Annotated in this window: 3 protein-coding genes; all 3 read left to right on the top strand. The window is 57.7% G+C overall.

All coding sequences use genetic code 11. The features are described 5' to 3' along the window. The first annotated feature begins 180 nt into the window (after nt 1-180). Entirely contained in the window at nt 181-579 is a 399-nt protein-coding gene (locus tag H1D41_RS18170; protein WP_228850257.1) for a hypothetical protein, read from the top strand. A 2-nt stretch (nt 580-581) separates the two neighbouring features. After that, nucleotides 582-2,603, top strand: coding sequence for a dynamin family protein (locus H1D41_RS18165; protein WP_228850256.1), 2,022 nt, complete (start codon nt 582-584; stop codon nt 2,601-2,603). Between the two features lie 7 nt (nt 2,604-2,610). After that, nucleotides 2,611-3,450 (top strand): dynamin family protein (locus H1D41_RS18160; protein ID WP_228850255.1); only part of this gene is annotated, 840 nt, incomplete at its 3' end.

Raw genomic sequence — 3,450 nt, 5'->3', positions numbered from 1 at the left:
CCCTTGCCTTATTTTTGTCTAATTTTTGCTTTTGGAAAGTCATATTTGGGTCATTGTGACACCAGATTTTCATAGTTTTTGGTGTTGTTAGCGTATTGTTAACCTGAGTGTATTTCGGGTTGGCGCGTTTGTTTTCTCTTCAGTTACTCAGAGGGTTTTGCCGTGCGGGAGCATCCGTTTTTGCGGGATATATCTGCTGATCCTGCGTTTTTGTCGGGTCTGCGCGCTTTGCGTGCCTTATCGGCTGATTCGGGGTTTGATGTTGTCCTGACCATGCCGGATGGCAGCATGCATCGTCCGTCCGGTGCCGGTCCTGCGCGCAGTGTGCCGGGTCAGGTGATTGCCAGCAGTGAGAACAGCGCCTTCTTTCGGCGCGCGGATGTTCTGTATGCCCCGGATCTGTGCGGTGAAGATGCCACGCCTGCGGATGATCTGGCGCTTCTGACCCGGGCGATTGATTTTCTGACAGAGCTGGAACGGCTTTCAGCAGCATTTTTTTCCGGGCCCGGTACGGACACGGGCACCGGAAACAGCTTTTATAATTCAACCGGGGCAGATGCCCTGAGCAATGCGGTATGATTATGACACAAAATCTGGATTTACTTTCTGCCGGCAATGGCGGGATTTCGACGCTGACAGAGGCGTTTCAGGACCTGTCGGGTCAGATTGACCAGCTGACAGCGGTGGCGGATGCGCGCAGCTCATCAAAGCTGGCGGGCCTGAAGACGAAGATGGAAGACTTCACCGCCAATGTGACCCTGGTCGGTCAGGTGAAGGCGGGCAAATCGGCGCTGACCAATATTCTGGCGGGGCAGCCGGGGCTTTTGCCGTCTGACGTGAACCCATGGACGTCGGTTGTGACCACGCTGAATATCAACACACGGGCGCATGCGGATACCAAATCCAAATTCACCTTCTTTGACCAGGAAGAATGGGACAATCTTGTTGTCGGCGGCGGACGTCTTGGCGAGTTGGCCAGCCGGGCCGGGGCCGATGAGGAAATGGAAGATATCCAGCGCCAGATCGTGGCGATGAAGGAAAAGTCTGAGGAACGCCTGGGCAAGCATTTTGAACTGATCCTGGGCCAGAGCCACCAGTATGATTACTTCGATGAAGAGCTGATCGAACGTTATGTCTGCCTGGGCGATGATGATGATCCGGATTCTGTCGATGCCAAAACCGGGCGGTTTGCCGATGTGACCAAATCCGCGGAACTTTACCTGGATCTGCCACAATACCCTGTGGCGATGCGCCTGTGCGACACGCCGGGTGTGAACGATACCTTCATGGTGCGCGAACAGATTACCCTGCGCAGCCTGCGCGGGTCTGAGGTCTGCGTTGTTGTGCTGGCGGCACATCAGGCGCTGAGCACGATGGACATGGCGTTGATGCGGATCATTGCGCAGTTTGAGAACCGTCAGGTGATCCTCTTTGTGAACCGCGTGGATGAGCTGGAAAATCCCGCCGCCCAGATCCCCGAGATCCGCCAGCGCGTGGCAGAAACCCTGAAGGCGGCCGGTGTGGATGCGAACACCGATGTGATATTCGGCAGTGCCAAATGGGCCGAAGCGGCGCTGACCGGCGATGCGTCTTTGCTGTCTGAGGACAGTCGGGCCGCCCTGAATGACATGCATAAGGTGGCAGATCAGACCGTGGCGCAGGATGATCCTGTGCGCGCGATCTGGGATCTGTCCGGTCTGCCCGGGCTTCTGACCGCGATCAATGCCCGCATTGCGGATGGGGCGGGTCTGCGCCTGCTGGAACGCACAAAACGCAGTGCACGCAACCTTGGCAATCAGATCCGGGCCACAAGTGTCGCCCGTCAGCTGTCTGAAAGCGGCGCACCGGAACGCGATTTTGAAGGCCGCAGCCCGGCCCAGGTGATGGATGAGCTGCGCCGCGATTATGACGCAAAGATCACCACGCTGACCACAGATTTGCGGGAAAAACTGATCGCGCGGATGCAGGGGGCAGAGGCGAATTTTGTCAAACGCGCCACGGATTCTCTGATCGCGCATCTGGAACAATATGGCGAACAGGGCACCTGGCAATATGATCCGGCCGGCCTGCGGATGCTGCAGAAAGCCGCTTACTTCAGTTTTGCGCGCAATATGCGCAGCCAGGTGGGCAAACTTTACGGTCAGGCGACTGCTGATCTGGAAGGGATTTATCGCGGTATTCTGGGCAATCACCTGGGGGAATTCGGGATTGAAGCCCCCGCGACCCCGAATGTGCCGCCGCCCCTTGGCATCGGCCGCACCATTGCGCTGGATCTGCAAAGCACCTGGTGGCGGCGTTGGTGGCAGAAACGCAAAGGGTACGAAGCATTTGCTGCGGATTACGCCCGTCTGATCAGTTCAGAGGCGCGCTCCATCAGCCAGGATATTGAAGAAAATCAGGTGGCTGCGGTGCTTGAGAACATCCGTTCCGGCCTGAATGACTTCCTGAAGGAACATGAGGAAACCCTGCTGGCGATCGCCAAAATGGGCGGCGAAGCCCCGCAGAAGGACAGTGCCCTGGCAGCCAAGCTGCTGGGGGAACAGAACCGCGAGGCGCTTTTGGGGGATATCCTGAAAGGTCTTGGCAGCGAAGAAGCCGCCTGAGGAGAGAATGATGGATCAAAGCGAGCTTCACAGCCCCGCCGCCCCTGAGGCAGCAGAACCTGCACCAAAACTGGTCAGCCCTGCAGTCATGCAACGCCTGCGCAGCTGGTCACAGCGCAAACCCGCCATCGCCCTTATGGGCGAGTTCAGCGCCGGGAAATCGACCCTGCTGAACTTTCTGCTGCGCCGGGAAGTCCTGCCAACCCAGGTGACCGCGACGCAATTGCCCCCGGTCTGGCTGAGCTATGGTACGGCGGATCCTTACATCATGTATAATGACGGCACCCGTGCGGCCGTGGATCTGAACCGGCTGGATGATATTCCCGTCACCGGCACCCGTTTCCTGCGGATTTTTATGGAAGCCGATATTCTTGAGGCGATGGATCTGATTGATACCCCGGGTATCTCTGATCCGAACATCCCGCCCGAAGTCTGGCGCCATGCGGCGGGCTATGCCAATGGTGTGATCTGGTGTACGCACGCCACCCAGGCCTGGCGCGAAAGCGAACGGGCCGCCTGGGTGTCCCTGCCGGAACGCCTGCGCAACACATCGCTGCTGCTGGTGACGCGCGCGGACAAACTGGGCGAAAAAGACCGCCAGAAAGTTCTGCGCCGGGTCAACCGCGAGGCGGGATCGCTGTTCGCCAAATCCATCCTTTTCTCAGCCCTCGACGCCATCCGCGCCCGCGACACCGCAGGTTCTGACGATCTCTGGGCGAAAAGCGGAGGCGAAAAATTCGTCGACGCCCTCTTCGAGGCAACCCACGACATCATCAAAAACAAAAAACAAAAACTGAAAAAATACAAACCAAACCAAAACACACCAGGAATTCAAATCGCAGCGCAA

Source organism: Halocynthiibacter styelae (genome assembly GCF_016123485.1).
Lineage (GTDB): Bacteria > Pseudomonadota > Alphaproteobacteria > Rhodobacterales > Rhodobacteraceae > Halocynthiibacter > Halocynthiibacter styelae.
Note: the sequence above shows the minus strand (reverse complement) of the source record. Positions and strands in the feature narration are given on the sequence as shown.